The sequence below is a fragment of the Rhodococcus sp. ARC_M5 genome (assembly GCF_022810405.1).
In the GTDB taxonomy this organism is placed as follows: Bacteria; Actinomycetota; Actinomycetes; order Mycobacteriales; family Mycobacteriaceae; genus Rhodococcoides; species Rhodococcoides navarretei.
Genome location: NZ_JALGQE010000013.1, coordinates 48,133 through 71,554, shown reverse-complemented (window position 1 = coordinate 71,554; position 23,422 = coordinate 48,133). Strand labels below are relative to the sequence as shown.

The 23,422-nt window shown below is 64.7% G+C and carries 24 protein-coding genes; 9 read left to right on the top strand and 15 right to left on the bottom strand.

Features of this window, described 5'->3' with window-relative positions:
• Window positions 1-12: 12 nt before the first annotated feature.
• The 5 genes from MTX34_RS19025 to MTX34_RS19005 form a co-directional block, all read right to left on the bottom strand.
• Window positions 13-1,557: a multicopper oxidase family protein gene (locus MTX34_RS19025; protein ID WP_243610416.1), complete on the bottom strand. Its 1,545-nt coding sequence runs from the start codon at window positions 1,555-1,557 to the stop codon at window positions 13-15.
• A 174-nt stretch (window positions 1,558-1,731) separates the two neighbouring features.
• Window positions 1,732-2,898 (bottom strand): fumarylacetoacetase, encoded by a 1,167-nt coding sequence (fahA, locus tag MTX34_RS19020; RefSeq protein ID WP_243610415.1) that lies wholly within the window; start codon window positions 2,896-2,898, stop codon window positions 1,732-1,734.
• Between the two features lie 19 nt (window positions 2,899-2,917).
• The gene (locus MTX34_RS19015; RefSeq protein ID WP_243610414.1) at window positions 2,918-3,706 is read right to left on the bottom strand and encodes a hypothetical protein; all 789 of its coding nucleotides are present in this window, start codon (window positions 3,704-3,706) and stop codon (window positions 2,918-2,920) included.
• Entirely contained in the window at window positions 3,703-4,896 is a 1,194-nt protein-coding gene (locus MTX34_RS19010; protein ID WP_243610413.1) for a homogentisate 1,2-dioxygenase, read from the bottom strand. The genes MTX34_RS19015 and MTX34_RS19010 overlap by 4 nt, the downstream gene beginning before the upstream one ends.
• 71 nt (window positions 4,897-4,967) lie before the next feature.
• A complete protein-coding gene (locus tag MTX34_RS19005; RefSeq protein WP_243610412.1) occupies window positions 4,968-5,495 on the bottom strand; it encodes a MarR family winged helix-turn-helix transcriptional regulator in 528 nt (175 codons plus the stop codon).
• 94 nt (window positions 5,496-5,589) lie between these two features.
• Here MTX34_RS19005 and MTX34_RS19000 point away from each other — a divergent pair, with 94 nt between their 5' ends.
• Window positions 5,590-5,799 carry a hypothetical protein gene (locus MTX34_RS19000; protein ID WP_243594328.1) on the top strand — a complete coding sequence of 70 codons (210 nt, stop codon included), beginning with the start codon at window positions 5,590-5,592 and terminating at the stop codon, window positions 5,797-5,799.
• On the opposite strand, the gene MTX34_RS18995 is transcribed toward MTX34_RS19000, so the two are convergent.
• Window positions 5,771-6,172: a GAF domain-containing protein gene (locus MTX34_RS18995; RefSeq protein ID WP_243610411.1), complete on the bottom strand. Its 402-nt coding sequence runs from the start codon at window positions 6,170-6,172 to the stop codon at window positions 5,771-5,773. The two genes, MTX34_RS19000 and MTX34_RS18995, sit on opposite strands and share 29 nt — an antisense overlap.
• An 83-nt stretch (window positions 6,173-6,255) precedes the next feature.
• Between MTX34_RS18995 and MTX34_RS18990 the strand changes: the two genes are divergently transcribed.
• The 4 genes from MTX34_RS18990 (at window position 6,256) to MTX34_RS18975 (ending at window position 10,596) form a co-directional block, all read left to right on the top strand.
• Window positions 6,256-7,137: a dioxygenase gene (locus tag MTX34_RS18990; RefSeq protein WP_243594326.1), complete on the top strand. Its 882-nt coding sequence runs from the start codon at window positions 6,256-6,258 to the stop codon at window positions 7,135-7,137.
• A gap of 272 nt (window positions 7,138-7,409) precedes the next feature.
• Window positions 7,410-8,759, top strand: a complete 1,350-nt coding sequence (locus MTX34_RS18985; protein WP_243610469.1) for a lipase family protein — start codon at window positions 7,410-7,412, stop codon at window positions 8,757-8,759.
• A gap of 54 nt (window positions 8,760-8,813) precedes the next feature.
• Entirely contained in the window at window positions 8,814-9,455 is a 642-nt protein-coding gene (locus tag MTX34_RS18980) for a TetR/AcrR family transcriptional regulator (RefSeq protein ID WP_243594325.1), read from the top strand.
• 31 nt (window positions 9,456-9,486) lie between these two features.
• Entirely contained in the window at window positions 9,487-10,596 is a 1,110-nt protein-coding gene (locus MTX34_RS18975; protein WP_243610410.1) for a CaiB/BaiF CoA-transferase family protein, read from the top strand.
• 101 nt (window positions 10,597-10,697) lie between these two features.
• On the opposite strand, the gene MTX34_RS18970 is transcribed toward MTX34_RS18975, so the two are convergent.
• Complete coding sequence (locus MTX34_RS18970; protein WP_243594323.1) at window positions 10,698-11,432, bottom strand: SIMPL domain-containing protein; 735 nt, start codon at window positions 11,430-11,432, stop codon at window positions 10,698-10,700.
• 38 nt (window positions 11,433-11,470) lie between these two features.
• Window positions 11,471-12,022, bottom strand: a complete 552-nt coding sequence (locus MTX34_RS18965) for a YceI family protein (RefSeq protein ID WP_243610409.1) — start codon at window positions 12,020-12,022, stop codon at window positions 11,471-11,473.
• Window positions 12,023-12,087: 65 nt separating this feature from the next.
• Here MTX34_RS18965 and MTX34_RS18960 point away from each other — a divergent pair, with 65 nt between their 5' ends.
• Entirely contained in the window at window positions 12,088-13,737 is a 1,650-nt protein-coding gene (locus tag MTX34_RS18960) for a dihydroxyacetone kinase family protein (protein ID WP_243610408.1), read from the top strand.
• Here MTX34_RS18960 and MTX34_RS18955 read toward each other — a convergent pair.
• The 5 genes from MTX34_RS18955 to MTX34_RS18935 form a co-directional block, all read right to left on the bottom strand.
• The gene (locus tag MTX34_RS18955; RefSeq protein WP_243610407.1) at window positions 13,734-14,219 is read right to left on the bottom strand and encodes a GAF domain-containing protein; all 486 of its coding nucleotides are present in this window, start codon (window positions 14,217-14,219) and stop codon (window positions 13,734-13,736) included. The genes MTX34_RS18960 and MTX34_RS18955 overlap by 4 nt on opposite strands.
• Window positions 14,195-14,884: a DUF998 domain-containing protein gene (locus MTX34_RS18950; RefSeq protein ID WP_243610406.1), complete on the bottom strand. Its 690-nt coding sequence runs from the start codon at window positions 14,882-14,884 to the stop codon at window positions 14,195-14,197. The genes MTX34_RS18955 and MTX34_RS18950 overlap by 25 nt, the downstream gene beginning before the upstream one ends.
• Window positions 14,885-14,893: 9 nt before the next feature.
• Complete coding sequence (locus tag MTX34_RS18945) at window positions 14,894-15,922, bottom strand: hypothetical protein (RefSeq protein WP_243610405.1); 1,029 nt, start codon at window positions 15,920-15,922, stop codon at window positions 14,894-14,896.
• 63 nt (window positions 15,923-15,985) lie between these two features.
• Entirely contained in the window at window positions 15,986-16,402 is a 417-nt protein-coding gene (locus MTX34_RS18940) for a very short patch repair endonuclease (RefSeq protein WP_243610404.1), read from the bottom strand.
• The gene (locus MTX34_RS18935; protein ID WP_243610468.1) at window positions 16,399-17,547 is read right to left on the bottom strand and encodes a DNA cytosine methyltransferase; all 1,149 of its coding nucleotides are present in this window, start codon (window positions 17,545-17,547) and stop codon (window positions 16,399-16,401) included. The genes MTX34_RS18940 and MTX34_RS18935 overlap by 4 nt, the downstream gene beginning before the upstream one ends.
• Before the next feature lie 255 nt (window positions 17,548-17,802).
• On the opposite strand from MTX34_RS18935, the gene MTX34_RS18930 reads away from it, so the two are divergent.
• Together MTX34_RS18930 and MTX34_RS18925 are read left to right on the top strand one after the other, a co-directional pair.
• A complete protein-coding gene (locus MTX34_RS18930; protein ID WP_243610403.1) occupies window positions 17,803-19,596 on the top strand; it encodes an ABC transporter ATP-binding protein in 1,794 nt (597 codons plus the stop codon).
• The gene (locus tag MTX34_RS18925; protein ID WP_243610402.1) at window positions 19,589-21,412 is read left to right on the top strand and encodes an ABC transporter ATP-binding protein; all 1,824 of its coding nucleotides are present in this window, start codon (window positions 19,589-19,591) and stop codon (window positions 21,410-21,412) included. Before MTX34_RS18930 ends, MTX34_RS18925 begins: the two co-directional genes overlap by 8 nt.
• Here the strand turns inward: MTX34_RS18925 and MTX34_RS18920 are convergent.
• Window positions 21,409-21,750: a hypothetical protein gene (locus tag MTX34_RS18920; protein ID WP_243610401.1), complete on the bottom strand. Its 342-nt coding sequence runs from the start codon at window positions 21,748-21,750 to the stop codon at window positions 21,409-21,411. The two genes, MTX34_RS18925 and MTX34_RS18920, sit on opposite strands and share 4 nt — an antisense overlap.
• A gap of 188 nt (window positions 21,751-21,938) precedes the next feature.
• On the opposite strand from MTX34_RS18920, the gene MTX34_RS18915 reads away from it, so the two are divergent.
• Window positions 21,939-22,454, top strand: coding sequence for a putative glycolipid-binding domain-containing protein (locus tag MTX34_RS18915; RefSeq protein ID WP_243594438.1), 516 nt, complete (start codon window positions 21,939-21,941; stop codon window positions 22,452-22,454).
• Here MTX34_RS18915 and MTX34_RS18910 read toward each other — a convergent pair.
• Window positions 22,427-23,398: a prephenate dehydrogenase gene (locus MTX34_RS18910; protein ID WP_279393494.1), complete on the bottom strand. Its 972-nt coding sequence runs from the start codon at window positions 23,396-23,398 to the stop codon at window positions 22,427-22,429. The two genes, MTX34_RS18915 and MTX34_RS18910, sit on opposite strands and share 28 nt — an antisense overlap.
• Window positions 23,399-23,422 lie beyond the last annotated feature (24 nt).

Sequence of the window (23,422 nt, the reverse complement as noted above, 5' to 3'; positions counted from 1 at the left end):
GGTCGACGGCGCTCAATGGCCGCCGTGCTGCATGGGTGTTTCTGCAGGCATTTGCATCGGGGTTGCAGTCTCGTTCGGTCCGAGGACCAGAAATTGGCCCATCATGCCCTGGTCCTCGTGCCTCATCAGGTGGCAGTGGAACATGTACGAAAACGTCGGGTCCGTGTACTCGGTGAACCGCAGTATCAACCGGATCGTGGTGCCGGGAGGAACGTAGATCGTGTCCTTCCACCCCGCCAGCGCAGGCACCGGTTTCTCACCGTTCACAGCGAGGACTTGGAACTGGACATCGTGCACGTGGAAGTTGTGCGGCCAGTTGTCTGCGTTGTGGATCGTCCACACCTCGGTGGTGTCGACGGCCGAGGTGAAATCGACGCGATTCATGTCCATCTGCTCGCCGTTGATCATGAACCACTGCAGGTCGAAGCGACGCTCGGCGACTGCGGTGGCCGGGTCGAGGCGGGGAATGTCGGCGAGCACAGCCGGCAACGCCGGGGATCGTTCGGGGGTGGGGACCGGTCGGAGCTCGAGAACGTCGAAGGAATCGGTGAGTCCGTACTCCGACGCGGTGTCGCGGTCGATTCCTGGTTGATCGTCGAACGAGAACGCGCGCAACATCATCGGAGAACCACCGCCCGCCGCAACGACGATCTCGACTCGTTCTCCGGGGCTGAGCGTGATGCGGCTCAGCGGCAGCGGCTCGGTGAGCAGTCCACCGTCGCTGGCCACCATCGTGAAATCGCGGTCGTCAGCGAATCCCAGGTTGTACAGCCGCCCTCCGGACCCGTTCAGGATTCGCAGTCGCACCAGTTCGGTGCTCACCTGCACGTGCGCGCCGGCGATTCCATTCGTGATGATCGTGTCGCCGAGCAGGCCTGCATCGGTCGGGTCGGACTCGTCGAGAGCACCGTCTGCAGTGAACCGGCGATCCTGGATGATCAGTGGGAAGTCGTCCACACCATAGGTTTTCGGCAGATCGAGAGAGTCGGTGTCCTCGTCGTCGACCAAAAAGATTCCTGACAAACCCCGGTAGGCATGTTTTTCGGTGGCACCGTGTGGGTGGGGGTGGTACCACAGCGTTGCCGCCGGCTGGTTCACCGTCCACGTCGGCTCCCAGCGTCCACCCGGTGTGATGGTCTGGTGGGGTCCGCCGTCGTATCGCGCCGGGACGTGCATGCCGTGCCAGTGCACGGTGGTGTCCTCCGGCACGGAGTTGTCGATAGTGAACGCGATCGTTTCGCCGCGCCGGGCCCGAATGGTCGGCCCCAGGATCGAACCGTTGAAACCCCATGTCGGAGTCTGCACGCCCGGCAACATCTCGGTGCTGCCGGCCTGTGCGGTGAGCGTGAAGTGGCGGACACCGGCGGCATCGACGCTGGAGTCCGCCAGGGGCGGCACCGGTAGTGGCCGGCGACCGCCACTCGACGTCGTGGCCTCGACTCCGGAAGAGGCGGACCCCGGAGTCGACCGATTCGCAGCACATCCCGCCGACATGACAATCGGCGCAGACACCAAACCCGCCAACAAGGTTCGTCGACTCAGCGTGTTTCGGACCATGACGTTCACTGCACTCCCGGGTTTCTTGCGATGTTCGATTACTGCGCGACACATGCAAGTTTCCGGGCTACGGGGATCACGGGCATCCACCCGAGGGTCACGGATTTCGAAAAAGAAATCCACCGCTGGGGCCTACCGCGACCTACTGGGTTGTGGTAGGCGTCTCGACTGCTGTCAGGCCGACAAGATCCGGCCACAGACGTCCCCGAAGCCGATGCGCGATCCGTTCGGCCCCGGAGCGCTGGCGGCAATGACCACCTCGTCGCCGTCTTCGAGGAACGTTCGAGTGTCGGCACCGAGCGACACCGGTTCCGCTCCACCCCAGGTCAATTCGATGAACGCGCCGCGCTGGTTCTTCTCCGGCCCGGAGATGGTGCCCGAGGCGAACAGATCACCGGTTCGCGATGTCGCACCGTTGACGGTCTCGTGCGCCAGCATCTGAGCAGGCGACCAGTACATCGCACTATAGGGCGGGTGGGACACGACGTGGCCGTTCCACGAGACCGTCAGGTCGATATCGAGAGCCCAGGAACGGGATTCGCGAAGGTACTCGAGCGGCTCGGGATCCTGAACCGGCGTAGAGGTTCGCGCCTGCTCCAGAGCGAGCAGCGGAACCACCCAGGGCGAGATGGACGTCGCGAAACTCTTGCCGAGGTTCGGCCCCAGCGGCACGTACTCCCAAGCCTGAATGTCGCGAGCCGACCAGTCGTTGACGATGACGGCTCCGAACACGTGCTCGGAGAACTCATCCGGTGATATCGGACCATCCGCCGGAACGCCGACGACGAAGCCCATCTCGGCTTCGATGTCCAGTCGCCGACTCGGACCGAACGTTGGCGACGGCTCGTCGGGTGCCTTGCGTTGCCCGCGAGGCCGGGTGATGTCGGTGCCGGAGACGACAACCGTGCCTGCCCGTCCGTGATACGCAACGGGCAGGTGCTTCCAATTCGGTAGCAGCGGTTCGGCATCGGGACGAAAGAGCCGGCCGAGGTTGGCTGCGTGGTGCTCGGAGGCGTAGAAGTCCACGTAGTCGGCCACCTCGAACGGCAGGTGCATCGTGACATCGGAAACCGAGACGATCGATTCCGCGGGGGTCTGGCCACTGACGATCATGTCGGTGACGGCCGTGCGTACCTCGACCCAGCGGCTTCGTCCGCGGGCCATGAATGCATTGAGGCTGGATGAGGAAAAATCGGGATCATTCAAAGCTGCAGAAAGATCGATCACATTGTCGCCGTAGCGAACTCCGACATGAGCGTCCGTGCCTGGAGTGCTGAAGATGCCGTAAGGGAGGTTGTGGATTCCGAACTCGGAATCGGCGGGAATGTCGATGTGCGTCATGAACGGCGCGCTCCTTGGTTCACTGAGGTGGGACGAGTCCGAGGCGGACGAGATCGTCCAGGGGTTCGCGGATGCTGCAGGTGCCGAAGGAGGCGAACGCGCGCTGTCCCTCGATCCCGGCGACGAGCCCGGCGAGGACGTCGGCGTCCCGGATCGCCAGGATCTTCTCGAGCTCACCGACGCGTGCGCCGCTGTGGGCGGCCTGCGCCGCAAGGATCACGTTGAGGAAACCGTGCTGCTCGAACCCGTTGTGGGGATCGGTATTACGGGCGGCATGGTGCAGACCCGCGGTGGCTTTGAAGTGGACCTCGCGCTGTGCCGCCTCGTAGATGGACGCGGCGAGCTCCTGCTCGTTCGGATACTGGTCGGCCGTGACGCCGCCGGTCCTGAATTTGGCGCGATACCCGAACTCGTCGACGGCGTCGAAGATGTCGTCGCGTCGGGAGTCTCGGGGAATTTCCACATAGATGTCGATGTCCTGGGTGATGGTGCGCAAGGCGTCGATGTTCGTGCCTTCGGGGACGGCCACTTCGACGGCAACGACCGTCACGCCGGCTGTGCGGTCGGCTACCCGCAGGCCTGCCTCCACGCTGCCCGGACCGGCAGGTGCGGTCAACGCCACCTCCATCCGAGCACCCAGGTCCAGCTTGTTCACCCGATCCATCGGCACGACCAGCGGGCCGACAAGGTCTGCGAACGCGCCGGCTCGGTACTCGAGGTGTTGTGCCGCAGCAGCATCGAGCGGTGCGTTACCGGGTGGAAAGATGGCGGCGTCGTCGCACAGGCGATGGAAGAACTTCGGGATCATCGGTTCGGTCCCCGGCCGGCCCACGTCCACGCGTATCCAGCGTCCTCGCACGCGAGTGCACCCTCGCCGAGTTCGAGCGGGCGGAAGGTATCGACCATGACGGCCAGTTCGTCGAAGAACTCGGCACCGATACTGCGTTCGTACGCTCCTGGTTGCGGCCCGTGAGCATGTCCGCCCGGATGTACCGAGATCGAACCCTGTCCGATGCCGGAGCCCTTGCGGGCCTCGTAGTCTCCGCCGACGTAGAACATGATCTCGTCGGAGTCGACGTTGGAGTGGTAGTACGGCACCGGGATTGCCAGTGGGTGGTAGTCGACCTTGCGCGGAACGAAATTACAGATCACGAAGTTGGCCCCCTCGAATGCCTGATGTGCCGGCGGTGGTTGATGCACACGGCCGGTGAGTGGTTCGTAGTCGGAGATGTTGAACGTGTACGGGTACAGGCAGCCGTCCCACCCCACCACGTCGAACGGGTGGTTGGGGTAGACGAACCGGGTTCCGACGATGCCCGTCGAACCGCGGTGCTTGACAAGCACTTCCACGTCGTTGCCGTCGGTGGGTAGAGGCTCGGTGGGGCCGTGCAGATCGCGTTCACAGTAGGGAGCGTTCTCGAGCAACTGGCCGTACTTCGACAGGAAGCGCTTCGGCGGCGCGATGTGACTGTTGGCCTCGACGGCATAGGCGCGCAGGGTGCCGTCGGGAATCCAGCGGTGCGTAGTCGCGCGCGGAATGAGCACGTAGTCACCCTGCCGTGCCTGCAGCGCCCCGAATACCGTTTCCACGGTGGCAGAACCGGATTCGATGTAGACCATTTCGTCGCCGATCGAATTGCGATACAGCGGTGAGGTTTTCGAGGCAACGACGTAGGACAGTCTGACGTCGGCATTGCCGAGGACGAGGCGTCGTCCGGTGACCACGTCGGTGTCGGCAACAACGGACTCCGGAAACAGGTCGTGCAATTTCAGATGTCGGGGCTTGAGCGGATGATTAGGAGTGGTCGATTGATCGGGGAGGTCCCAGACCGTGGCGTCGACGATGGCCGACGGTATGTGGCGGTGGTACAGCAGGGACGAGTCCGAGGAGAAGCCCTCTTCGCCCATCAGCTCCTCGTAGTAGAGGTTGCCGTCCGGCGTTCGGTGCTGGGTGTGCCGCTTCGGCGGTATCGATCCGAGCTGCCGGTAGTAGGCCACGTCATCGCTCCTGTGCTCTGTTCAGGCTTGTAATAAATACATTAACTACTTTGACGTGATCTACGCAACCATCAGTTGCGTCCCCGGACGTCGAACTGGCTGCGGTGAGTGATGAGTTTGGTCAACAGCATCACCAGGATCCGCTGTTCGGGTTCGGTGAGCGCACTGGCCCACGCGTTCTCCCGTTCGTTCTGTTCGGCGAACGCCTCGACCATCTCGTCGTGCCCCTGCGCGGTGAGGGCAAGGCGCACCGAACGCCCGTCCTTCTCGTCGGGCGTACTGGCGAGCAGGCCGCCGGTGATGAGTGTCTTGGACAGGTTCGACACGGCCGCGCGGCTCATACCGGTCAGTTCGGCGGCTCGTCGGGGTTCGATCGGGCCCGCCAGCCACGTGACGAACATCAGTCGGAACGACGACCACGACCAGCCTCGGGGGCGATGAACCGCCGCTTCCAAGTCGTAGGTGACGATGTTCGACGCCCGGTTGAGCGTCAGCAGAACCTCGGTGGCCAATTGGTGCTCGAACCCGTAGTCCCGGGCCAGCGTGGTGTTGGCGGTGTCGATGAACGACCAGAAATCGGGCTCGGGTGCGTCGGTCACGGATTCACTGTAACCACGAACTCATCTGATCAACACCTTTATTACTTCGGTACGCGCGATTCGTGTCTCTTCCAGAAGGGTTCATGATGGACCCATGAGCTCGAAGAACCTGTTCGGTGGCCCACGGACCCTGCTGATCGTGGCAGCGGTGGTCGTCGTGATCGCACTCGTCGCTGCCGCCGCGACGCTGATCGTGCGTGCCGTGCTCGGACCACCTGAGGGCGAGAACAAGTTCGAGATTCAGGGCTACGCCGTCGTGCAGATCGATCCCCAGGTCAGCGACCTCGCGCTCGCCACGCGCTAGCCGACTCCGCGGCGACCTGAGGGTCGTGTGTCTGCTGAAAGTTTCGCCCGCCGCGCGCGAATGTCCGAAGCGTGGCGGCGGGTACCTCGTGCTCGGGAATCGGCTCGCTCGTCCACTCGCAGTTCCGTACGAAGATCATGTTCGACGCCACCGCGTCGGCGCTGCGATCTTCCCGCAGTGGGCCGGAAATCTGGCCGAGAAAGAACTCGCCGCTCTCGGTACGCGTCCAGACGAAAGATCCGTCCGGGAGGTGCTCGAAGCGCTCGACGCGTCGTAGCGATCGTTCGTCGTCGGCCGACATGCCGCAGAGTCCGTAGGTGAGGGCGCGTTCGACACCGTTCGGCATGGGAGCGCGATAGACGGCGTCCGGCATGCATCCGAGCGTAGCGATGCTGGCTGGAATGCCCCATCAGTGCTAACTTGAAGTTTCAACCTGAGCACTTCGAAGGACCCGCCATGACATCTGTGATCAACCCGCCGGTCGCGGGCGCAGCGTTCGACGCATTTCTCGCCGATACCGCACCCGCGAGTCGGTCCCAGCAGACGTGGACCCCGAACGACGGTCCGATGCCTGCCCTCTACATCAGCCACGGTGCACCCCCGGTTTTCGACGACGCACTCTGGATGAACGAACTCTTCACCTGGTCGCAGTCGATGCCCAAGCCGAAGGCGATTCTCATCGTCAGCGCGCACTGGGAAGAGGCCCCGCTGAGCCTGTCCGCATCGGCGGCCGCAACTCCGCTGGTCTACGACTTCGGCGGATTCGCGCAGCGCTACTTCTCGATGGAATATCGAACGCCCGACGCTCAGGCGCTGGCTGCGCGGGTGGCCGCTGCCATTCCCGCGTCGGAGAACCTGCACCGCCACACCTCGCGCGGGCTCGATCACGGTGCCTGGGTGCCGCTGAAGGTGATGTACCCGTACGCCGATGTTCCCGTTCTGCAGTTGTCCCTGCCGACGCATGCTCCCGACCGGCTGATGGCGATAGGCGTTGCGCTGAAGGAACTTCGAGCCGAGGGAGTGTTGGTCATCGGTTCGGGTTTCATGACGCACGGACTGCCGTTCCTGTCGCGGGAGAACTTCGTGACCAACACAGTGCCGACATGGTCCGAGGATTTCGATCTCTGGGCCGCGGACGCATTGTCGCGCGGTGACGTCGACACATTGGCGGACTTCCGCAACGCCGCGCCGGGAATGCCCTATGCCCACCCCACCGTCGAACATTTCACTCCGCTGTTCGTCACCCTCGGTGCTGCCGAAAATCCCGAGGCTCCGGTTACCACGGCGATCACCGGCTTCCAGTTCGGCTTGGCGAAGCGGTCGTTCTCGGTCGTGTGACGGTTGGACGCAGCCGGTCGCAGTTGGAACAGATTCACTTCTGAATTCTTTTCGAGCCGGGGATTGTTATCCACGCCACTTCGCTCTACAGTTCTCAGCACCATCTCGGACATCGGTGTCCAAGATGGCCGGATGCGCTACGAACTGTCGCCGGGCGCGCCTCCTGTGGACCCCGTTGTCCGGCGCGAAGGAGTACAGCCGTGTCTTCTGCCCGATCTTGGACGCTGCGGGTAGCGATCAGCCTGGTGACCGCGGCCGCAGCCGTTGCCGCGATGACCACCCCCGCTGCCGCTGCACCCGAGGCGAGCGATTCGCCCGAGGTGACGGTTCAGCCGCCTCTGGCACCGTTCACGTGGCCGAAGATTCCGGAGTTCGACACCGACTTCTACCTTCCGCCCGCCGACGTGGTGGCCGCGGCCGCGCCAGGCCAGATCATCGCTGCACGGCCCGTCGAGCTGGCCACCCTCAACGTCATCCCCACTCAAGTCGACGCCTGGCAGTTGTCGTTCCGGTCCAATAACGGACGCGACGAGCCGATAGCTGCGGTGACCACGGTCATCAAGCCCCGCGGCGTGCCCGCGGCACCGCGGCCGCTGATCTCCATCCAGCTGGCCGAGGATTCACTCGCTGCGTACTGCGCGCCCTCGTATGCGATGCGTGCGGGCGCGATTCCCTGGCCGGTCACAGGCGCGGTGACGTCGGGGGCCCAATTCCTCGAAGTGCAAGCCGCATTGGCGCAGGGCTGGGCGGTATCGGTACCCGATCATCAAGGTCCGAACAACTCGTTCGCCGCAGGGCCGGTCGCCGGTCGGATCACCCTCGACGGTATCCGGGCGGCCGAGAACTTCGAGCCGATGCAGTTGGCCGGGGAGGCCACCAAGGTGGGGATGAGCGGCTACTCCGGCGGCGCGATAGCGACCGGACATGCCGCCGAACTGGCCGGAAGTTACGCTCCCGAACTCGACATAGTCGGAGTCACCGAGGGCGGCACCCCGGCCGAACTCGGGGCATTGGTCGACAACGCGAACAACACCCTGGGCTCGGGCATCGTCGCCGCCGGCATCATCGGTGCCAGTCGCGAGGATCCCGAGTTGGCCGGCTTCATCGACGAACACATCGACCCCTTCGGTAGGGCGTTGTTCGCGGCCAAGGACAATCTCTGTGTCGGCTACTCGTCAGCGCTGCTGCCGTTCGTCAATCTCAAAGGCTTCCTGCACACCGACGGCGACCCGATTCAACATCCAGTGGTGAAGAAGGCACTGTCTGCAATGCAGCTCGGCAGCACCACACCGAACATGCCGCTCTACGTCTACCATTCCAACCCTGATTGGCTGGTGCCGATCGGACCGGTCAACACGATGGTCGACTCGTACTGCAGCCGTCCGGGTGCCGATGTCACGTACACCCGCGATCACTTCAGCGAGCACATCACCCTCGAGCTGATCGCCTTTCCGAGCGCGGTCTTGTGGATGCGCGACCGATTCGCCGGTGTGCCGGTGGAACCGGGTTGCCGAACCAACGATGTCGGCTCGATGGCGCTCGACACGCGTGCACACCCGCTCTTCGTAGATGCTGTAGGCGAGATAATCGCAGGACTGTTCGGTAAGCCGATCGGGTCGTGATGGAACCGATCGTCGACGGGGCTGCGAACGGTCCGTCGCCTGTAGACTCCCTCGGTGACTGTCGCCGATGATCAGGGCCGCATCTACGCCGGACAATCCTCCTCTGCTCGGAAAGCCGATCGTCGTGCACGGTTCTTGCAGGCCGGAATCGAGGTCATCGGGGTACGCGGCTACGCAGCCACCTCGGTGTCGGATATCTGCGTTGCTGCCGGTCTGGCACGCAGCCAGTTCTACAGTGCGTTCGCCAACCGTGAGGCGCTGCTCGTGGACGTCTACGACCTGATCCAGGACGATGCGCTGGCCGCCGTCGTGGCTGCCCTCGACGATCAGGTCGACCGAGATCGTCGCGCCCTGGTCGTTGCCGCCATGACAGCCCTGGTGGGATCGATCGGAAACGATCCACGCCGAGCGCGGATTTCCTATCTGGAGATGTTGGGTGTCAGCGATGCCGTCGAACAGCACCGGGCGCGTCGCCGTGCACAGTGGGTGGAGTTCTTCGAGAACACCCTGCGTTCGGAAGTCGGTCCCGATTTTGTTCCCCCGGGTGGATACCGTTCGGCTGCAACGGCATTCCTCGGAGCGCTCACCGAGATCGTCTCCGACTGGTCCCGTACCGCTCCTCCTCGCCCACCCATCGAGCAGATCGTGGAGACGATGGTTGCCGTCCTGGGAGCGTTCGTTCCGGACCTGACCTGATCCGCAGCCTGTCGCGCAATACAGTGGACCGATGACGAATGCCACCGGTCCACTCGCAGGGCTCGTCGTCGCGGATTTCTCGCGCGTACTCGCAGGGCCGTACGCGACGATGATGCTCGGCGACATGGGTGCCGAGGTCATCAAGATCGAGCGACCCGGAATCGGTGACGACACTCGATCGTGGGGTCCGCCGTACGACTCCGCAGGTACAGCAACGTATTTCAACTCCGTCAACCGCAACAAGACCTCTCGTGTCATCGACCTGCAGTCCGAGGCCGGCTGCGCCGAGGCACGTGAGATCGTCGCTGGTTCGGACATCCTGATCGAGAACTTCCGAGCCGGTGCGATGGACCGGCTGGGGCTGGGTTACTCGACGCTCTCGGACACGAACCAAGGTCTGATCTACTGCTCGATCACCGGATTCGGCACCGGTGGAGGTGCAGCGCTGCCGGGATACGACCTGGTGGTCCAGGCGGTCGGCGGGTTGATGAGCGTCACCGGTTCCGATGCCTCGTCTCCCACGAAAGTGGGTGTGGCGATGGTCGACATCGTCACCGGACTGCATGCGCTCAGCGGAATCCTTGCCGCATTGCATCATCGAACGAACACCGGTGCGGGCCAGCAGGTACACACCTCGCTGATGGCGTCGGTGCTGTCCGCGTTGAGCAACCAGTCGTCGGCCTATCTCGGAGCAGGCGTCGTGCCCGTCCCGATGGGGAACAAGCATCCCTCGCTCGTGCCGTACGAAGTGTTCGAGACCGCCGATCGCCCGCTGGCGCTGGCGGTGGGAAACGACCGGCAATTCGCGGCCCTGGTCGAGGTGCTCGGATTGCCTGCGTTGGCCGAGGACGAGCGCTTCTCGTCCAACTCTGCTCGCGTCGAACATCGAGATCAGCTGGTCGACCTGCTGAACACGGCGTTGCAGACGCGGATCGCGGACGACTGGTACCGAGAACTGATGGCCTGCAACGTGCCCGCTGGGCCGGTCAATTCCCTCGAGGAGGCGTTCGCGTTCGCGGTATCGCTGGGGCTCGAACCGCGGGTCCAGGTTCCGGGAGCCGCGTCCGACGGCGTCCGCAATCCGGTGGACTTCTCGGCGACGCCGGTGAACTATCGCTTGCCGCCACCGCAAGCCGGATAGTCGACCTGCAACTTTCGCTCCACTCCGGGGCGTGAGTCGGCGAATCCCCGTCTGCAACCACTTCAGTGGAGCAACCGTTGCAGCGGCAGCAACTCACTCCGCTAGTTCAACGCCCACTTCACCTGGACGGACACACTGACGGTCTGCTGCCCCGGTTCGATGGGCACCGCCATGTCGAACGAACTGGCGGCGGAATCGCCGAACGTCCTCGGTTGCTCCTGGCCGGTGATCGACTCCGTGATCGACAGAACGTCACCGAGTTCGCCGCCTGAAAGCGTGGCGTACTGCTCGGCGCGATCGCGGGCATCGGCGAAGGCCCTGGACCGCGCATCGGTGATCAGCTCGGAATCGTCGTCGATCTCGAACGAGACCCCGGAGATCCGGGTCGCGTTTCCGCCGGCCGAGGTGGCGTCGCCCAGGACTGTGGATGCCGTCGACAAGTCACGCACCGTGACCTGCAGGGTGTTGGTGGCCTGATATCCGGAAATGTCCGAGGTGCCGCCCGGCAGCGCGCCGGAGTACTGCGGATCGATCGACACCTGTTGAGTCCGGATGTCCTCGCGAGCGACGCCGGCTGCGATCACCGCGTCCGTCACCTCGGCGACCGCAGTATTGGCTTGTTCGATGGCGGCGGTGACGTCCTCGGCCGTGGCCTGAACGCCGATCTGGGTGGTCAACGTATCCGGCGCTCCCTGGACTTCTCCCACTCCGTTGACGTTCACTCCGGGAGGTCCGTCCGGGGACGTGGTCGCTGGACTGCTGCAACCCGCTGTCAGGGCTGCGGCCAGCGCCAGGGCCGAGACGCACGATCCGGTCATCCAACGATTTCGACTCACCGCCGTAGTGTCCACCATTGCAGGTGAATTGAAAAGGCTCAGGGCTTGCGATACTCGGCGTCGAACGTCACGATCACCTCGTCCACCACTTTCATGGCTCCGAACATCTGCGAATACGGCGTGATCTTGTAATCAGATTGCCGCACAGTGGTTTCGGACTCGATGTGCCATCGATCGCCGAGGTCGGTGGCGGTCACATCCACCGCGATCTCCCTCGAGACACCGTGTATTTCGGCCGTACCGACCAGTCGAAACCCGGAGTCGGCAGAAGTAACTTCCGACGACTGGAATCGAATGGTTGGATATCGATCGGCATCGAAGGTCTTGAGCGCGTTGGCTTTTGCCACGATCTTCTCCGGCCCGATCAACGGTGTCAGTCCGCCCTCGCCGTGGATCACCTCGAGTGAGCCGACCTCGGCTGTCAGGGACACCGCGGCAGGTGCGTCCCCGGACCACTCGACTGTCGCAGTCCAGGATGTCACCGCAATCGTGAGACGATGGCCCATCTTGGATGCCCTTCCGGTGACATCCGTCCGAACAGCCAGCTGCCCGCCGGCCGATGCGTCGAGCGTCCAGGTCTCGGTAGTCATGCCCCGACTGTATCCGTCCCGCAGAACCGACGAAGGGACGCGGCGCAGGTGGTTAGGGTGGAGTCATGTTCTCCAATTCCCCTCGAACATTCGTCGCCGACGCCCTCCGCGGTTTCGTCGCCGCCACCGACGACGTCACCTGGCATGCCGACCCCGGATTTCTGACCCGGCGCTACCGCATCTCCGACGGTCAGGTCGCCCTGCTGTCCGGTGGCGGGTCCGGCCACGAGCCATTGCACGCCGGATTCATCGGTCGCGGCATGCTGACCGGCGCATGCCCGGGCTTGGTGTTCACCTCACCCAACGCCCTCCAGGTGCACGAGGCGTCCAAGGCCGTGGACGCCGGCGGCGGGGTAGTGCACATCGTCAAGAACTACACCGGCGATGTGATGAACTTCAGGATCGCCCGAGAGTTGTTGCAGGAGGACGGCATCGTCGCTGACGTCATTCTCGTCGACGACGACGTTGCCAGCGAGAGTGAGGACGGACCCGGTCGACGCGGCACCGCAGCGACCATCGTTGTCGAGAAGGTGTGCGGCGCAGCGGCAGAACGCGGAGACAGCCTGCAGGCGATAGTCGCGCTTGGGCGTCGAACAGCGGAGAACGCACGCAGCATGGCGGTCGCGCTCGACCCGCCGACGCTACCGGGTGCCGACGGACCTTCGTTCGATTTGCCCAAGGAAGAAATCGAACTGGGCATCGGGATACACGGAGAGCGCGGAACCGATCGCGTGCCCGGTCTGCCTGCTCAGGAGATCGTCGCGAAACTCACCGATCCCATCGTGAACTCGCTCGGATTGAACTCGGGCGAATCGGTGATCGCGATCGTCAACGGGCTCGGGGCAACGCACCCGTTGGAGCTGCACCTGTTGTTCGGTGAACTCTCGGAGCACCTGCACGGCAAAGGGATCGAGATATCCCGCTCGCTCGTCGGCAGTTTCGTCACCGCATTGAACATGGGCGGTGCCTCGATCACCCTCGTGCGTGCCGACGACGAGATGCTCGAACTCTGGGACGCGCCCACCGACGCACCCGGCTGGCCCAACGCTCACAGTCGTGGCGCGAAACCGGTCGCCGAACGCGGCGGATTCGGACCCACGTTCGAGCCCTCCGACACCGGGGCGGTATCGGCGTTCGTGTCGACGTGGATCGGGACGTGGGTTCAGCGGGTGCTCGACGAAGAACCGGCCCTGACCGACTTGGACCGCAAGGCAGGCGACGGTGACTTCGGCACCAACATGGTGGCCGCCCTCGAACAACTCGATCTGGACGCCGTCAAGGAAAACTACTCGGCAGCAACGGTATTCGAGGCAGTGAGCGAGGCCTACCTGGGGCACGCGGGCGGGACGTCGGGCGCGCTGTTCGGCATCTGGTTCCGCCAGTTCTATCGGACGATGCTGGAATCCGAGCCCGATCTCGCGGCTGTCGGAAAGGCCGCCAGGGCGGGCCTCGACAGCATCACCGAACTCGGTGGCGCACGGGTGGGCGACAAGACGATGGTCGACGCCATCGCCCCTGCCGTCGATGCGCTCGAGAAGGACGGCGGCACCCTGCAGAATGCAGCCGACGCCGCGAAGACCGGAGCCGAATCGACGAAGGACATCACCGCCAACCGCGGCCGCGCCAGCTATGTCGGTGAGGCCGCGCGAGGCGTCGTGGATCCGGGTGCGCTGGTCTTGGCCTGGTTCTTCGAGGCCGCAGCAGGTGCCCTCTAGCCGAGCGAGTTGACGAACACCGCGGCGACCGCTTCGAGGCCGGCCTGATCGTCGGCGTCGAAGCGGTCCGGCACGGGGCTGTCCAGATCGAACACACCGATCAGGGTCTCGCCTTGGTACAGCGGTACGACCACCTCGGAGCGAGTGTCGGCGTCGCACGCGATGTGGCCGGGGAAGGCGTGGACATCGGCCACTCGCTGTGTTTCGCGGGTGGTCGCCGCCGCGCCACAGACGCCCTTGTCCAGGGCGATGCGCACGCAGGCAGGCTGCCCCTGAAACGGCCCGACCACCAGTTCGGTGCCGTCGAACAGGTAGAAGCCGACCCAATTGACCTCGGGCAGAGCGTGATACACCAGCGCAGAAAGATTGGCTGCGTTGGCGATCAGGTTCGATTCCTCGTATACGAGGCCACGGGCCTGCTCGGTGAGCTGCTCGTACTGCTCTACCTTGGAACCGGTCAGTTCGGTCGCGGTGAAAGACATGCGCCGAGTCTAAGCGCACACCCCAGCACCACCAGATACGCCGACATGCCGCCCACCTGAACCCGTTGCGCGATGCCGAGGCCGTAGTCGCCGGGCAGATTGTCGGCGATCAGCAGCCACGCGGTGGCCAGCGTCGTGACAGCCAGTACCGCGACACCGAGCGTCCGAAGCAGGGGATCGACCCCATAACGGAACGCGGCGAGCGTGAACGCGACCATGACCGTGAAGATCGCGAACACTGCGACGGTGCTGGTGAGTGCGTGCAGATGATGAAGTTGCGGAAACAATCCGCTCGGCTCGATCGGGCAACTCGGATCGTCGGCCGCCACACACTCGAGGGGGAGTTTCGCGTCGGCGATGGTCGCGATACCGAAGGTGCCCGACGCCACCCAGCCGGTGACGAAAAGCCGTCGACGCGGGGTTGCCAGGAAGCCGAGAACCGCGGCGAGAATCATCAGCGAGCCGGTGACGACGTCTGCGGTGGAGAAGAGTTCGCGGTACGGCTGATCGCGGGCGTCGAGTTCGCTGAGGAACGACGTGGCTGGGTCGAGACCGGTGTCGAGGAAGAACTCGGCCACCCACGCGGAATACAGCAGTCCGGCGAGGATCAAGCAGATCGCCGCTGCGACGCGGCGGATGTCCACGCCTTCAGTTCTCGAACGCACCGACCAAGGTTAGCCAGTGAGCACATCGGCAGCTGCCACCGCCAGTGCGACCGCGGAGTCGCAGCTATCGGTCGAGACGGACAGTGCGGGAACCGTGCGGGCGTACCGCGCGGCGGAGTCTTCCGTCTCGGGCATACCGAGTACAGGGTTGCCCAGCACTACGTCCGCGAAGCACGCCGAGTCCGAGCCGCGTGTGCTCACGGTGTAGCCGCCCTGCTGGACGGGCTCACTCTCGGTCGAACGAAGAGCGCTGTCGACGTAGGTGAGTTCGACGTCGAGCATGGCCAGTGTGTCCTCGAACTTTGTCGAGGACACCATGAAGTGGCAGTGGTACGGATCCGAGGTGGGGTTCCATCGGTCCACCGTCCAGGTTGCGGGTAAGTGTTCGAGGACGCTGCACGGATCTTTCGTGGCCAGCGGAAGGTTGTACTTGGAATCGACGCGTAGGGGTGGGTCGGCCAGCAGGCCGAGGGCTGTCTCGGCGAGGGGTTTCGCCGCGGTGCACGCGTCGTCGTCAGCGCGAGACACGTCGATCATGGCGAAGCTGCGGCCCGACTCGGTGGGCCCTGAGGTGGGCGTGTCGAACTCGTCGCGGATAGGAAAGCTGATGCGACACAGTCCTTCCGAAATTTCGTCGAGATATACCTGCTCGCCGCCGATCGTGATCTGTTCGAGGTCGGCGTCGTCCTGCATCGGCCGAATTCCGTCCAGGTCGATCGTGACGGAGTCGGTGACGCTCGATCGCTCGGTGGCCAGGTCGGCGATGCACGTGCTCAACTCGCCATCGGGCCGCAGCTGCACCACTGTGCCCAGGGCGGCGAGATCGTCTTCGGTGAGAAAGCCGCAGGGGTCGAGGCTGCGTACGAACTCTGCCGAATCCGTGAGGTACCGGTCCGCCTCGGACATCTCGAACCCGTACCGGTTCTGCGGCGGAGAACCGCCCGCCGAGGACGCGTTACCCAGCAGGACCACCGCGCATCCACTCGTCGATACCGACATCGCCAGCGCAACCGCCGCGAACAACCAATTTCTACGCACCGTTTTCCCCCGAACTCGAATCAACCGATCATGGGGTTGGACGCGCGGGGACGGGAAAAGGTTTCAGTCTCCGTGGAGTTCGTTCTCGACGCGATCGGCGGCGATAGCGGGGTCCTCGTGTTCCCAGATGCGCACCACGCGCCAGCCCTCCGCGAGCAGCTTCTCGTCGGTATCACGATCGCGTGCGACGTTGGCCGCCAATTTGTCGGCCCACCACTGCGCGTTGTTGCGGGGTTTGGTGGCGTGCACCGGGCAGCTGTGCCAGAAGCAGCCGTCGACGTAGACCGCGACCTTGCGTTTGGGAAAGACCAGATCTGCCCGACGCCGCATGCCCTTCAGCGGCGCGCGATCGACGAAGTAGCGCAGGCCTCGTCGGTGCAGCGCTCGCCGCAGCGCCACCTCGGGTTTGGTGTCGCGACGTTTCTGCTTGCTCAACCGCGCACTGGTTCTGGCGTCGGTGGCGGGCCGGTCTGCGCTCACACCGGAACCCGATCGGCGTACCCGCCCATACGCTCGAGATGGGCGTCGAGGTCGTCGAGAAATCCTGGGGCGAAACGCAGGCTGCCGGCTCGGGTGCGCTTGAGGAAGCCGGCCGTCGCGCGTGCCGACAGCAGTTTCGAGTCGTCCAGAAAGCCGATCAGATCCTCGTAGGGCTCGTGCACCGGCATGGTCGACACGGCGACCCGGTAGCTGGTGCGATCACGGCCCCACGCCGCTGTCGGCCAGGCCTGCCCGGGAAGAAGAGCCGGATCGTTCGAGGCGTCGTACGGCTTGGGATCGTCGAGTGCGCTCGCCGCCCATGACGCCATCCGCACACTGACGGCGTTGCCGACGAGCTTCCACCGATGCCCACTGCGGACGCCCGGCTGCTGGACGGCGGGCAGTGTCCACTCGGGATCGAAGCCCTGCAGTCGCTCGGCCCCGATGATGCCGGGAGTGACGATCTCCCCGGACGGCAGCCGAACGGCCGGGGGACTGGCGATGCCCAGCGAGGATCCGCCCTTGAGGGTCGGGACCGCATTGACGGCCCAGCCGAGGCCGCGAATGCCCTCGGTCCAGTAGAAGCCGCACGGCTGGGTGCTCGGGTCGCCGTCGGGCAGCGGGCCTGCATCCTGCGCGAACAGCACCTCGCGCGGATCGTCGGTGCGCGAGGCCAGCATCACCACCCGCTGCCGACGCTGCGGCAAACCGAACGCACGGGCGTCGACGACGCGGTAGGCCCACATGTAGCCGAGGTCCTCCAGCGCGTCGGTGATGTGTCGCATGGCGGCCCCGCGGCCGAGCTGCAGCATGAACGGCACGTTCTCCATCAACAACCACCGCGGACCGCGTCGACGCGAGACCAGCCGAAACACCTCGTCCACCAACCCGGAACGGGCACCGGTGATACCTGCCGTGCGTCCGGCCTGGGAGAGGTCCTGGCACGGGAAGCCGGCGGCGACGAGTTCGGTGCCGGCGGGCAGGCTTCGGAGAGTGGTGATGTCGGTGTGCAGGGGTATCTCGGGCATCCGCGCTCGTAGGACGGCTCCGGCACCGGGATCGATCTCGCACAGCAACTGCGTCGTCCACCCCGCGTCGGCCAACCCCAGCTCGAGCCCGCCGATCCCCGCGAACAACCCGACCATCGACCGTGCGCTCACGTGTGCCCTTCTCTCGCCCGACGGTCCTACGGTACTCGAGAGTCGGTGCGCTGAGTGTCCACTATTTGTGCCCAGAAGCGGGATGCCGTGGGCGGGCCCGAATTGTGGACATCGACGGTAGTCGCGCTTGACCTCGACCGTGCTCGAGGTTTCACACTGGAATGCGAGGGCCGAAAAATCGGTTGGAAACTGAGCCTGTGCAATGAAATCATGCGAGCACAGCAATAAGGAGAAGAACCTGTGTCTACGGGTGTGCTCGATCCCGAAACCCGAACCCTCGATCAGTCGTACCCGGACACCGCGAAGCCGCCCAGCTCACTGCGTCGTTTCGCGCCGTTCCTGCTGCCGTACAAGTGGTTCTACATCGGCTCCATAGTGGTCTCGTTGATCGCGACCATGACCGGTCTGGTGATTCCGCTGGTGATGCAACGCGTCATCGACGGCCCCATCACCGATCGCAACTTCTCTGCCGTCTGGTGGCCCGCGGCGTTCGTCCTGCTACTCGGCACCATCGACGCAGTCGGCATCTGGGTTCGCCGCTATCTGGTCTCCCGCCCGTCGAGCCAATTCGAGATATCAGCGCGCGCAACGGTATTCGACAAGCTGCAGCGACTCTCGGTCTCGGCTCACGAGAGCTGGGAATCGGGTCAGCTGCTCTCGCGTGCCATCGCAGACCTCGGTTCGCTGCGGCGGTTCATGGCCTTCATCGGCCCGTTCATCATCATCAACTCGGTGACGCTCGTGGTGGGCATCGGCGTATTGCTGGTGCAGTCCTGGCAATTGGGGCTGATCATGCTGGTGACGTCGATACCGCTGCTGATCGCCTGCACAAAGTTCGAGACGCTGTATCGCGTGGTGGCCCGTGAGGCTCAAGATCAGGCGGGCGACGTCACGACGACGGTCGAGGAATCCATCCAGGGTATTCGTGTCCTCAAGGCCTTCGGGCGAAGTGCGCACCTGGGCAAGCAGTTTCTGCTGCAGGCTCGTACTCTGCGCGGGACCGAGCTGAAGAAGGTGCGCTACCTCGCGATCATCTGGGCCGTCATTGTCGGGCTGCAACCGATCACCATCGGCGCGATTCTGGCTGTGGGGACGTACTCGATCGTGCAGGGCACGATGACGGTCGGCACGTTGGTCGCGGCCATCGCCATCGTCGCCTTTCTGCTGTGGCCCATCGAATCGTTCGGCTACCTGCTGGCCGAGCTGAACAACGCACGTACGGCAGCAGATCGCTACTGGGAAATCATGGACACTCCCGAGACCGTGACCGATCCGGTCGACCCCGTCGAATTGCCCGAAAGAATCCGTGGCCGAGTGCAATTCGATCGCGTCGGATTCACCTTTCCCGACGCGTCCTCGCCGCTGCTCACCGGCGTCAGCTTCGTTGTCGAGCCGGGGGAGACCGTCGCACTCGTCGGCAATACCGGCAGTGGAAAGACTGCGCTGACGAACTTGGTACCCCGTCTGTTCGACGCCACCGAGGGATCCATCACCATCGACGGCATCGACGTGGCCTCGATGCGGTTGGCCGATCTCCGCTCGATCGTCACGGTGGCGTTCGAGGACCCGGTGTTGTTCTCGGCCAGTGCGCGCGAGAACATCGCGCTCGGTTCGCCCGGCGCATCCGATGCCGAGATCGCCGAGGCCTTGGAGATCGCGCACGCAACGGATTTCGTCGAGCAGCTGCCCTGGGGTCTGGCCACTCGCATCGGTGAGCAGGGCATGAGTCTGTCCGGCGGGCAGCGGCAGCGGCTCGCGCTGGCGCGGGCGGTGCTGGGCAAGCCTCGGGTATTGGTGCTCGACGACCCGCTGTCCGCGCTCGACGTGGACACCGAAGCAAAGGTGCAGAAGGAATTGCGGCGCGTGTTGGCGCACTCGACGACAGTGCTGGTGGCACACCGGCCGTCGACCGCTGCGTTGGCCGACCGCGTGCTCTATCTCGAGAACGGAACAATCGTGGAGCAGGGAACACACGAGGGACTGCTGGCGTCGTCGCCGCGGTACCGCGAGGTGATGGGGTCGGTCCATGGCTGAGCAGACCGCAGTTGCGGATTGGCGTGGCGTCGGCGGCGAGGAGACCGAGGTCGACGCCACCGGAAACCTGGTGCTGGCCGGACGTTCTCGTCGGTTGCTCGCCTCGCTGGTGCGCCCGTACAAGAAGCAGGCCCTGCTGTCTTTCCTGATCATTCTGGTCGACAACATCACGTACGTTGCCGGTCCGTTGTTCATCGCGTACGCGCTGGACAACGGCGTCGGCGCTGCGGAACAGGGTGATTGGGGTCCCATGCTGTGGGCTGTCGGCGGTTACACCGGCTTCGGTCTGCTCGGGATGTTGACCACCTACGCATTTCTCACCGTCTCCGGCCGACTGAGCCAGAACATCCTGTACGACCTGCGCGGACGGGTGTTCGACCATGCCCAGAAGCTGAGTCTGTCCTTCCACGAGAACTACACCTCGGGACGGCTGATCTCGCGACTGACCAGCGATGTCGAATCTCTGCAGACACTGCTCGAGAGCGCGCTCAACGATGCTCTGACGGCCATCCTGTCGATGGTGTCGATCGCGATCATCCTGGTGTACCTCGACGTGCCGATGGCGATGATCGTGCTGGCCGGATTCGTTCCGCTGGTGCTCGTCACGCGATGGTCGCAGCGGCGACAACGCCAGGGATACCGTCGAACACGGGTGGCGATCGCACGCGTCGTGGTGCACTTCGTCGAGTCCATGGGCGGCATCCGCGCGGTGCAGGTGTTCCGGCGCGAGGGCCGCAACGATGCCATTCTGAACACCGAGGATTCGGAGTATCGGGACGCCACCACCGCAGCGCTGCGCGGTATGGCGAGCTACACCGGCATCGTGCGGTGGATCGGCAACGTCACGCTCGCGATCATCCTGGTGTTCGGTAGCTGGCGAGTGATCAACGGCCACATGGACATCGGTGTACTCGCGGCCTACGTGCTGTATCTTCGCCGGTTCTACGGGCCACTCGACGAGCTGGCGATGGTGTTCAACGCCTACCAGTCGGCCGCGGCTGCGCTGGAGAAGATCTCCGGGGTACTCGAGGAAGAGCCGTCGGTGGTTGCCCCGAAGAACCCGGTATCGATCGGAACGGCGAAGGGCGACATCACGTTCGACGACGTCCACTTCTCCTACGGTTCGGAACGCGTCGTGCTGCCGGAATTCTCGCTGCACGTACCCGCAGGTCAGGTGGTCGCGATGGTCGGAGCCACCGGAGCAGGCAAGTCGACACTGGCAAAGCTGTTGGCGCGCTTCTACGATCCGACGGCCGGAGCCGTGCGCCTCGACGGCGTCGACATGCGGGAGATCGGTGACGAGGACCTGCGTCGCAATGTCGTGATGGTGACGCAGGAGTCGTTCCTGTTCTCCGGATCGGTGGCAGACAACATTCGACTCGGACGCCCCACGGCGACCGATGCAGAGGTGCAGGCAGCTGCGGACGCCGTCGGACTGACGGAATTCATCGCCTCGTTGCCGGAGGGAATCGACACCGACGTGCGCAAGCGCGGTGGCCGATTGTCCTCGGGCCAAAGGCAATTGGTGGCCTTCGCGCGGGTGTTCCTCGCGGCACCGTCGGTGATCGTGCTGGACGAGGCGACGTCGAGTCTGGACATCCCGAGCGAGCGGCTGGTGCAGCGCGCGCTCGAGACCATCCTGCAGGGGCGGACGGCGCTGATCATCGCGCACCGACTCTCGACGGTGGCGATTGCGGATCGGGTACTGGTCATGGCCGACGGCGACATCGTCGAGGACGGAACGCCCGAGGACCTCATCGCGGGCGAGGGACGCTTCGCGCACCTACACGAGGCGTGGGAAGACTCGCTCGTCTAAGTCCACGGGGTGATCGGCGGCTTGACCCACATGATCTTCTCGTCCGCGTGCTGGGGCGTCGCACCGTCGTGGCCTGGGTGCTCGGCTGCCCACGCGGTTTTGCGGTCGAGCAGCCCGGCCACGATGGTCCACGTTTCCATCGTGCTCGGTGGGTGCAGGTCGGCGGCGCGGGCCAGCTTCCTGCGGACGGCGTCGGTGAGGTCGAGCAGCTCGGCACCCGTGATGCCGCGATCCCACACGTAGCGCGCCAGAGCTGTCGCCTTGTCCTGTCGACTCTTCGCGGCCTGCTCGGAGTGCGCGAAATCGAACTGCCCGCCGCCGGTGTTCTCTGTCGTCACGGGCACAACCTTAATGAACTGCGAGAAAAGGCACGTCCGCTTGATCTTCTGGGGGCCTCGTCGCCTACCGTAGGTGGGTGATCACTCAAGCATCGGGTGCAGAGCATGTATCCATCCCCGCGACCGACTCCACAGACGCGAAAACCTGGCCGTCGATCCTGACGTGGCGAGCGCACGACGTTCCCCGCATGGAGTCCGTGCGGGTCCAGCTCGCGGGCAACCGCATCAAGGCTGCCGGGCGCATCATCGGTGCCGCGTGCAGCGATCACCCCGCTTTCAGCGCGTCCTACGACCTGGTGACCGACGAATACGGCGTCACCAAGCGGCTCTCGGTCCGCACCTCGCTGGCGTCCGGTGACCGGCAGGCCTCCGTCAGCCGCGACGACGAGGGCTACTGGATGGTCGAGAACAGCGCCAGCCACCAGCGCTCGACCTACAGCGGCGCGCTCGACGTCGACATGGTGCTCAGCCCGTTCTTCAACACCCTGCCGATCCGCCGATTCGGTCTGCACACCCAGGTCCAGGACCTCGAGGTGCCCACGGTGTACGTGAACCTGCTCGACCTCAGCATTCAGGAGGCCACGCTGACCTACAGCAGCGGTTCCGAGGGCATCCACGTCATCTCACCGGTGTCGACGTCGTCGGTCACGGTCGATGCCGACGGCTTCGTTCTCGACTACCCGGGACTTGCCGAGCGGATCTGACGTACGACGCCACCGCGTCGACCCGCGTCCTGCAGTTTTTCCCGCCACCCCGGCTCGCCCGGGGTGATGTCGTTGATCTCGAAGCGCTGATGCTGCTCGTACTGCAGGCGCGCTGCGTTCCCGGCGTCGACCAGGGTTTTCGTCGAGCCTTCGTTCAGTTCTTCCCGCGCGGCAGTGAGCGCGGCCAGTGCCTCGTCAAGCGCGGTGCGCAGAGCGGCGGCGTTGCCCTCGGTCATCGCCCGGACGAGATTCGGCGACGACGACGCCACCCGCGTCCCGTCCTTGAAGGAGCCCGCAGCCAGGCCCAACGCCAGCGGTCCGCCCGCCGCCCCGACTATCGCCAAGGCCTCGGCCAGCAGATGCGGAAGGTGCGAGATTCTGGCGACGGCTCGATCGTGCTCGACGCTCTCGGCCGGAACCACCACCGAACCGCAGTCGAGGGCGAGTTGGGCCACCCGGACCCACACGTCGGCGTCGACTCCGCGGTCGGTGGACACCACCCACACCGCGTCGGTGAACAGGGTGGGGTCGGTGGCCGACCACCCCGACTGATTGGTGCCTGCCATCGGATGCCCGCCGACGTAGCGAGCCTGTAGTCCGCGAGCAGTCACCGCGGCAGCGACCTCCGCCTTGACGCTGACGACATCGGTGAGCGGAGCAGTGGGTGCATGCTCGGCGATGGCTGCCAGAACCGAGTCGACGGCAGGCATCGGGACGGCGATGACGATCAGCGCATCTTCATCGGATGCCCTGGTCAAAGCAGCTTTCAGGTCGGTACCCACGTCGTAGCCGTCGGCTGTAGCACCGGCGATCGCGTCGGCCGATCGGTTCCAGCCCCACACCGGCCGGCCGGCATCGTGTGCTGCGCGCAGGATCGACCCACCGATCAGTCCGAGACCGAGAACGCACACCGAGGAAGAAGTCACCCGATCAGATTGGCACAGGTGGGCGCCGTCGATGGGAGGTGG

Coding starts and splice junctions, on each gene's coding strand:
- MTX34_RS19025 (WP_243610416.1), bottom strand. CDS start 1,557: ATGGTCCGAAACACGCTGAGTCGACGAACCTTGTTGGCGGGTTTGGTG.
- fahA (WP_243610415.1), bottom strand. CDS start 2,898: ATGACGCACATCGACATTCCCGCCGATTCCGAGTTCGGAATCCACAAC.
- MTX34_RS19015 (WP_243610414.1), bottom strand. CDS start 3,706: ATGATCCCGAAGTTCTTCCATCGCCTGTGCGACGACGCCGCCATCTTT.
- MTX34_RS19000 (WP_243594328.1), top strand. CDS start 5,590: ATGAGCTCGAAGAACCTGTTCGGTGGCCCACGGACCCTGCTGATCGTG.
- MTX34_RS18995 (WP_243610411.1), bottom strand. CDS start 6,172: ATGCCGGACGCCGTCTATCGCGCTCCCATGCCGAACGGTGTCGAACGC.
- MTX34_RS18990 (WP_243594326.1), top strand. CDS start 6,256: ATGACATCTGTGATCAACCCGCCGGTCGCGGGCGCAGCGTTCGACGCA.
- MTX34_RS18985 (WP_243610469.1), top strand. CDS start 7,410: ATGACCACCCCCGCTGCCGCTGCACCCGAGGCGAGCGATTCGCCCGAG.
- MTX34_RS18975 (WP_243610410.1), top strand. CDS start 9,487: ATGACGAATGCCACCGGTCCACTCGCAGGGCTCGTCGTCGCGGATTTC.
- MTX34_RS18965 (WP_243610409.1), bottom strand. CDS start 12,022: ATGACTACCGAGACCTGGACGCTCGACGCATCGGCCGGCGGGCAGCTG.
- MTX34_RS18960 (WP_243610408.1), top strand. CDS start 12,088: ATGTTCTCCAATTCCCCTCGAACATTCGTCGCCGACGCCCTCCGCGGT.
- MTX34_RS18955 (WP_243610407.1), bottom strand. CDS start 14,219: ATGTCTTTCACCGCGACCGAACTGACCGGTTCCAAGGTAGAGCAGTAC.
- MTX34_RS18935 (WP_243610468.1), bottom strand. CDS start 17,547: ATGGTCGGGTTGTTCGCGGGGATCGGCGGGCTCGAGCTGGGGTTGGCC.
- MTX34_RS18925 (WP_243610402.1), top strand. CDS start 19,589: ATGGCTGAGCAGACCGCAGTTGCGGATTGGCGTGGCGTCGGCGGCGAG.
- MTX34_RS18915 (WP_243594438.1), top strand. CDS start 21,939: ATGGAGTCCGTGCGGGTCCAGCTCGCGGGCAACCGCATCAAGGCTGCC.